The organism is Cognatilysobacter segetis (assembly GCF_004359965.1).
Taxonomy (GTDB): domain Bacteria; phylum Pseudomonadota; class Gammaproteobacteria; order Xanthomonadales; family Xanthomonadaceae; genus Cognatilysobacter; species Cognatilysobacter segetis.
This window is the reverse complement of the sequence record NZ_SMRQ01000083.1, coordinates 1-6,864: the sequence shown is the minus strand read 5'-3', so window position 1 is coordinate 6,864 and position 6,864 is coordinate 1. Positions and strand designations below refer to the sequence as shown.

At 73.1% G+C, this 6,864-nt stretch carries 8 protein-coding genes; all 8 read right to left on the bottom strand.

What is annotated here, in order from left to right; all coding sequences use genetic code 11:
• On the bottom strand, positions 1 to 548 hold a 548-nt coding region (locus E4F61_RS13410), incomplete at its 3' end, for a cupredoxin domain-containing protein (protein ID WP_133480130.1).
• A 111-nt stretch (positions 549 to 659) separates the two neighbouring features.
• A complete protein-coding gene (locus tag E4F61_RS13405; RefSeq protein WP_133480129.1) occupies positions 660 to 1,073 on the bottom strand; it encodes a group III truncated hemoglobin in 414 nt (137 codons plus the stop codon).
• 193 nt (positions 1,074 to 1,266) lie between these two features.
• Entirely contained in the window at positions 1,267 to 1,920 is a 654-nt protein-coding gene (locus E4F61_RS13400) for a pentapeptide repeat-containing protein (protein ID WP_133480128.1), read from the bottom strand.
• Positions 1,917 to 3,197, bottom strand: a complete 1,281-nt coding sequence (locus E4F61_RS13395) for an SEL1-like repeat protein (protein WP_133480127.1) — start codon at positions 3,195 to 3,197, stop codon at positions 1,917 to 1,919. The genes E4F61_RS13400 and E4F61_RS13395 overlap by 4 nt, the downstream gene beginning before the upstream one ends.
• Positions 3,194 to 4,831 (bottom strand): DUF4384 domain-containing protein, encoded by a 1,638-nt coding sequence (locus tag E4F61_RS13390; protein ID WP_133480126.1) that lies wholly within the window; start codon positions 4,829 to 4,831, stop codon positions 3,194 to 3,196. The genes E4F61_RS13395 and E4F61_RS13390 overlap by 4 nt, the downstream gene beginning before the upstream one ends.
• A gap of 44 nt (positions 4,832 to 4,875) precedes the next feature.
• Positions 4,876 to 5,235 (bottom strand): hypothetical protein, encoded by a 360-nt coding sequence (locus E4F61_RS13385; RefSeq protein WP_133480125.1) that lies wholly within the window; start codon positions 5,233 to 5,235, stop codon positions 4,876 to 4,878.
• Positions 5,236 to 5,292: 57 nt separating this feature from the next.
• A complete protein-coding gene (locus tag E4F61_RS13380) occupies positions 5,293 to 5,592 on the bottom strand; it encodes a hypothetical protein (RefSeq protein WP_133480124.1) in 300 nt (99 codons plus the stop codon).
• 100 nt (positions 5,593 to 5,692) lie between these two features.
• Positions 5,693 to 6,004, bottom strand: coding sequence for a hypothetical protein (locus tag E4F61_RS13375; RefSeq protein ID WP_133480123.1), 312 nt, complete (start codon positions 6,002 to 6,004; stop codon positions 5,693 to 5,695).
• Positions 6,005 to 6,864 lie beyond the last annotated feature (860 nt).

Below are 6,864 nucleotides of genomic sequence, written 5' to 3'. Positions count from 1 at the left end.
ACGAGGTCGGGCTTGGCCGGCGGCAGCCGCGGATGCCAGACGCGCACGATGTAGGCGCCGGCTGGCAGGTCGCGGAACACAACGTGGCCGGTGGCGTCGCTGCGCGCGGTCCACGGCGCGTCGGTGACGTAGAGGTAGCTGATCATGCCGTCGTGGATGTTGCAGCCGACCGCCACGACGCCGGCGCGCGGCAGCGTGACCGCCGGCGAGACCGCGTGGGCGGGCACCACGTACTCGAACTGCTTCACCGGCGAGAACGAATAGACGTGGTGGCGCGTGCCGTCGCTGTTGCGAAAGGCGACGCTGTCGCCGGGCCGCGCGATCTCGACGTAGGGCAGGAAGGTGAGGTTCTTCTGGTCGATCGCGTGCGTGCCCGCGGCGGCTGCGCGCGGGGCCGTGCCGTTGCGCCGCAGCAGGCTCACCACCGCGTCGGCCACCGGCCGGCCCTGGCGGTCCGCCACGTCCACCGCCAGCTCCGCCGCGCCCACCGGCCCGGCGAGCAGCGCCAGCAGCGCCAGCAGCGCCGCCATCTTCGTCTTGGTCCGCATCCGCGCTCCCGAATCCCGCAGCCGTCCCCGCCCGCAGCCTAGCCGACCGCGGGGCCACGGCGTCGCGGTCGTTGTCGGCCGGGCGGCGTGGGCCTGAACCCCGGCGCCGGCTCAGCCGCGCGGGCGGCCGTCGCCGGCGAACGGCAGGCCCAGCGGACGGCGCGTGCCGTCCAGGCCCAGGCCGTACATCAGCGAGCGCGCGATGCGGCGCGCGTGGTCGATGAAGCGCTCGGCCTGCGCGGGCGTGAGCGCGTCGCGCGCCGTGCTTTCCCACAGCGCGAGCCAGTCGGCGAAGTGCGCGGCGTCGATCGGATGCGGGCGGTGCAGCGCCATCGGCTGGCCGCGGTATCGCCCGGTCTTGAGCTCGATCGACGACCAGAAGTCGACCAGCGTCGCCTTGTGCGCGTCCCAGTCGTGCACCGCCGGGTTGAACACCGGGCCGAGCGTGGGATGCACGCGCACCTGCTCGTAGAAGCGGTCGACGAGGCGCGCGATGTCGGCTTCGGTGAGGGTGGCGTCGGTCATGGCGGGCGGGACGGCAGCGGGCCGACAGTGTCGCGCGCGGGAGGCGCGGCCGTCTTGACGCGGGTCAGCCGGACGCGGGGACGCGCGGGCATGCGATGGCGCGCGGTCGACGCCCACCGCGATCGACCGCGCATCGGGTCACGGCCGCATGCGGCCATCGGGGCCGACGGCTCGGCCGGCCCCGCCGGGTCGCTCAGCGGCAGCCGCCGACCGAGCGCGCGCCGCAGGTGCGGCCGTCGACCCAGATCGCGCCGTCCAGGCGCGCGTCCGACAGGCTGGCATTGGTCAAGCGGGCGCTGCGGAGGTTGGCGCCGCGCAGGTCCGCGCCGTCGAGCTCGGCGTTCGTGAAGTCGGCGCCCACCAGCACGGCGCGGCTGAAGTTGGCCGCGTGCAGCGTGGCGTTGACGAAGGCGACGCCCGACAGGTTGCGACCCGCGAAGTTCGCGCGCGCCAGCTCGGCGTTGATGTAGCTGAGGCTGCCCGCGCGGCGCGGCGCGGCGGCGCCGGCCGACAGGCGCGCGCCCGACACCGTGCTGGTGGCGGTGCCGCCACCGGTCGCGATGTTGACGCGCGAGCCGGCGATGGTCGCGCGCTGCACGTTGTCGCCCTGGACGGTGCGCGCGCCGGACTGCGAGGCGATGTTCTGCGTCGAGGTGCGGCTGCGCGGGGCGGTCAGTCGCGCGCCCGGGGTGCGCGCGTCGATCGTGCCGCGCATGTCGGTCTGCAACCGGCTGCCGTCGCCGGCGTCGAGGCGCAGGTTGCCCTTGGCATCGAGGTCCAGGCTCTGCCCGTGCGCCGCGCCGGCGGCGAGCAACGAAGCGAGGAGGAGTGCGGTTCGGCGGGTCATGGCGATTTCCTCGTGCGGGGGGACGGGGCGGCGACGCCTGCAAGGTTGACCAGCGGGTCGTCGAGCTGGAGCGGCGCGGCGGCCGCGGGCAGGCCGGACGCGGTGGGCGCGGCGCCGGCGCTGGCGCGGTCGCCATCGCCGAGGTCCACGGTGGCCAGCTGGCGCATCCAGGCGGGGTCGACCGCGCCGTCGGGCGCCGGGCGCGACTGGATCAGGCCGAGCATGCGTCGTGCCGGGCCGTGGCCCTTCGCCGCGGCCGCGCGGTAGTAGCGCAGCGCCTGGCCGTAATCGACGCTCGCGCCGGTGCCGCGGTGGTAACGCTGCGCGAGGGCGAACAGCGACGCGGCCTCGCCGGCGCCGGCGCCCGCGTCGTCGGCTTCGCGCTGGCGTTGCGCGCCGCGCGACTGCGCGAGGCGGGCCAGGTTCGCCTTCGCCGCCGGGCTGCCCGACGCGGCCGCGCGCGTGAGCCAGAGTTCGGCGGTGTCGCGATCGCCGGCGCGCGCGAAATGCACGCCCATCGCGTTCTGCGCCGCGGCGTCGCCGCGGCCGGCGGCGGAGGCGCGCAGGCTGGTTTCGCGCGCGCTGCCCGCGGGCTCCATCAGCGACAGCAGGTAGTCGGCGCGCGCCATCCCGGCGGCGCTCGCCGCCAGCAGGGCCCGCGTGCCCGTCGCCACGTCGCGCTGCGTGCCCAGGCCCATCGCCTGCAGGTAGCCGACCGCGATGCGCGCGCGCAGGTCGCCGCCCGCCGCCGCGGCCTGGAACAGCCGGAACGCGGTGTCGAAGCGGCGCGGGTCGTCGGTCCTGCGATACGCGAGGAGCGCGCGGCGCAGGGCCTCGGCCGGCGAGTCCGGGATCGCGACCGGTTCGGCCGACTCGGCGGCGGCGGCGGCGGCGGCGGTGTCGGCGGGCGTGACCACGGGCGCCGGCGACTTCCAGCGCAGGTTGCTCGCAGGCGGTTCCGGCTCCGGCGCCGCCACTGCCGGGGCGGTCGCCGTCGGCAGGCGGATGTTCGATGCCGGGGCGGGCGCGCCGGCCGGAGGCGGCGTCGGCGGACGCCCGGTCTTCCAGCGGATGTTGCTCGGCGGGGGCTCGGGCAGCGCCGGCGGCGTGGCGTCGACATCGGCCGGCGGCGCGGGGCTCGCCGGCACCGCGGCGTCGACGGATGCTGCGGTGGACGCCGGCCGCGATGCCGCGGCGGTCGACGCCACCAGCACCGCGCCGGCCAGCGCGAGGCGCAGGGTCGCCGGACCCGTCCGCGTCGGCGTCGCGCGCCTCATCGCGGCACCACGGTCCAGGCCTGCGAACCGCGGCCGACCGGCTCGCCCGCCGCATTGGCGAAGGCCTGCTCGAGCTCGTCGAGCGAACGCACGGCCATCGGTTCGAGCGCGGGCGTCTGCAGGTCCGCCGGCAGCTTCGCGCTCACGTCCGCCGTGGTGGACAGGCAGCGCACCTCCTCGTTGCCCGGCCGGGAGAACTCGATGGTGAAACTCTGCGGGTTGTACGGCTCGGGCACCGTAAGCGAGCGGTTGCCCTCGACCACCGCCGCCGGCTGCAGCGGGTTCGGGTAGATCTGCGTCACGCTGCTCTTGGCGTCGCGGTAATAGCAGCGCACGTAGCCGGTGCGATCGGTGCTGATGGTGAAGAACACCGACTGCCCCACGCTGTATTGCGTCGCGTCCGACGGCAGCGTGATGCGGATCTGCGCGGGACGCGGTGCGGTCGACGACAGCGCGGGCGCGGCGTTGCGCGGCAGCGCGGCGAGCTCGGCGGGCAGCTTCGAGCGGCGCGCGCCGCCCTCGCCCCAGCCGACCTGCACGAAGTTGCCCTGGCCGTCGCCACGCACGTAGTCGCGCGCGAGCCGGTCGTAGGTCTCGTAGCTGATGTCGCCGGTCGCCGCGATGCGCTGGTCGACCTGGAAGCGGCGCACCGCATCGCGCAGCGCCTCCGGAATCACGCGGCCGCTGACGTCGCCGTCGTAGTAGCCGTTCGCGCGCAGCCCGCGCGCCACGAACGCGGCGCGCTGCGCCGGATCCATGCCGAGGTACCACGTGCGAAGCTGGCGCTGGAATTCGGGATGCGACGGGTCGAGCGACAGGCACTGCCAGTACGGCACGCGCGCCCACTTGCCGACGAGTTCGATCATGCTGAGGTCGACCAGCGTGCGCGTGGCCGGGCCGACGCCCTGCGAATAGTCCTGCCCGATCTCGAACTGCACGCCCGCCTTGCGGATGCGCCCGCCCGCGTCGAGCCCGCGGCCCTTGTTCGCCAGCGACATCTCGTTCGCCGAATGGATGCCCGGGATCAGCGTGCGGGTGACGAAGTCGCCCAGGTGCAGCTCCATGCCCATCACGGTGCCGATGAGGTCGCGCGAATAGCCGAGCTCGGCGTCCTGCGAGCCGATGCCGATGCCGCGGCGCTCGATCATCACGTTCTGGTCCATGAAGCTGATCGCGCCCGACACGTAGATCTGCGGCATCTGGATCTGCATCTGGTTGCTCTGCAGCAGCAGGCCGCTGAGCGTCTGCACGGTGTCCTGCCTGAGCGGGTCGATCTCGTAGTCGACGTAGCGGAACGCGTTGCTGGTGCGCGACATCTCCGACAGCGCGGTGATGATCATGTCCTTGCTGGCGACGTAGACCTTGCCCGACGCATCGGGGATCGTCTTGCTGGTCACGAACGTCGGCGGGATGTGGTTGTCGCGCAGCATGGCGTCCATGCACGACAGGCCGTCGCTGAAGTTGCTGACCGACCGCACCGGCCAGACCACGCTGCGGTCCTCGATGTAGGTCTGTTCGTAGAATTCCTTGTTCTTGCGCGGGCCGCCCTTTCCGAGGGTCGAACATCCGCTGAGTGCGACGAGCGCGAACACGACCACGCCGGCCCGGAGGCCGCTCCCCTGTGCTTGCTGCATTGCGTTCCTGCTTGGTTGGGAAATGACGGGCGCGAGCGCGCCGCTTACTTGCAGACGTTGATGACGCTGCCGTTGACCACGACGACGCGGTCCTGCGTCTGGCCGCGCGGTGCCGGGCCGTAGCGCGGGGTGAAGCCCCCGACGGTGGCCGGCTGGTTGGTCGTCGTGCCGACGTTGGTGATGCAGGTGCGGGCCGACGAGCCGACGCCGTTACCGAGCACGGTCGTGTCGTCCGCCACCTGGCGCGTACCGAAGCCGATCCATCGCTTCGCCTGCGCCTGCTGCACCTTGGCGCGGTCCCACGGATCGATGTCGCGGCGCGGCGTCGGATCCTGCTGCTGCGCGGGGCAGACGGTCGACGCGCCGAGCAGCGCGAGGGTCAGGAAAGTGGTGTACCGGGCCATCGGCGCGCTCCCTTGCGTTCGGAAGTGGCCCGCCGGAGCGGGCCACCGGGTCGGGGCTTAGTTGCCGTCGTTCGACGACACGTTCTGCTCGGCCTTCGAGGCCGGGCCGACCGCGGCGTTCAGCACCGCGCCCTTGACGTTCGTTTCCTGCTTGTTGTCGCCGCCGATGTTCACCTTGCCCTTGTTGGACGAGATGTTCTGCTTGGCCTGCGCGGCGGGACCGACGGCGGCGTTGAGGATCGCGCCGGACACGTTGGTCTTCTGGGTGTTCGAGCCCTTGATCTTCACGTCGGCCGAGGCAACGCCCGACGCGAGCAGGGACGCGGCGACAACGGCCAGGAGGGAGAGCTTCTTCATTCGATTTTCCTTTTCGACAGGGCACGAGCTGTGCGGGGAGAACTGCGGGGTCCGGAATCTAGGACGCAGGGAGGACCAGGCCGTTGCGCCCGACCGCGGGTCACTCGTCGCTGATCGACCCGATGTTCACGACGGCCTTCGAGCCTGAGCCGGACGCCTGGTTCTGGATCGAACCCTTGACCTGCACGGACTGCCGGTTGCTGCCGACGGAGGCGTTGCTGACCGACCCGATGTTCACCTTGGCGGTGGCGCCGGATTCGGCCCGGTTGTTGATCGAGCCGTTGACGGTGACCGACTGGTCGTTGCTGCCGCTGACCACCACGCGGCTGCGGGAGGGGGATTGCTGGGCGGACACACCCGCCGAGGCGAGAAGGGCGAGGACCGCGAGGGGCAGGCGAACGCTGGGGGACATGCAGGGCTCCTGTTGCATGGAACGCAGAGGACGCCGTCTCGCCGCCCCCTCGGCGCCGGCACGATGCATGTGCCGTGGGGCGTCACTTTTGGCGAAACCACGTCACGTCAGCGTGAACGGTTCGTGGCTGGATCGTTACCGGGACGTCAAGGTGGGCCGTTTCGATCACTGTCCACGGGGGCTGAAGCGCGCGGCGGGAGCCCAGGACCCGGCGCCGTCGAGGCTGCACGCACGCGGTGGCGACGACTCCCTCGGCGCGCTGCCCCTCGAGCGCACGGCCGGTGCGGAAGGCGATGAAATCCCGCCGCCAGCGGGGGTCTCCGGTTCGGCGCGGCCCGACGCGGCCCGCGCCGCGGCGGCCAAACGCCGGCCTGACCCGACGCGCCCGGACGGCGGTGGTTGCCGCGGGCATGACGTTCCTACCAGCGATCGGGCTCGAACCCCGGCGCGGGCATCCCGAGCGGCACGCGTGCGCGGCCAAGGGTGCCGCCGTCCCGGGCTGCCCCGTGCGCTCCGGCGTCGCCCGTATCCGGCCGGCGCCGTCGTCGTGGACGCGCAGCGCTTCCCGATGAAACGACATGCCCGCTCGCTGGAGACCGCGTTCGGCACGAAGCCTGCGCGCACGACGGCGCCACCGGACGCGAGCGCCCCGGAAACGGCCGTCGCCGCACTTTGGCTTACGCTACCCGCCCACGTCTGCTCCACTCCGATATGGACCCGCTCGCGCTCGGCCGCATCCTGGAGCACCTGCCGTCCAACGTCGCCGTCCTGAAGGCCGAGCCCGGCTTTCCCGTCGTGGCGATGACGCGCCAGGCACGCGCGCTCTCCATCGATCCCGATCACGTCGTCGGCCGACCCCT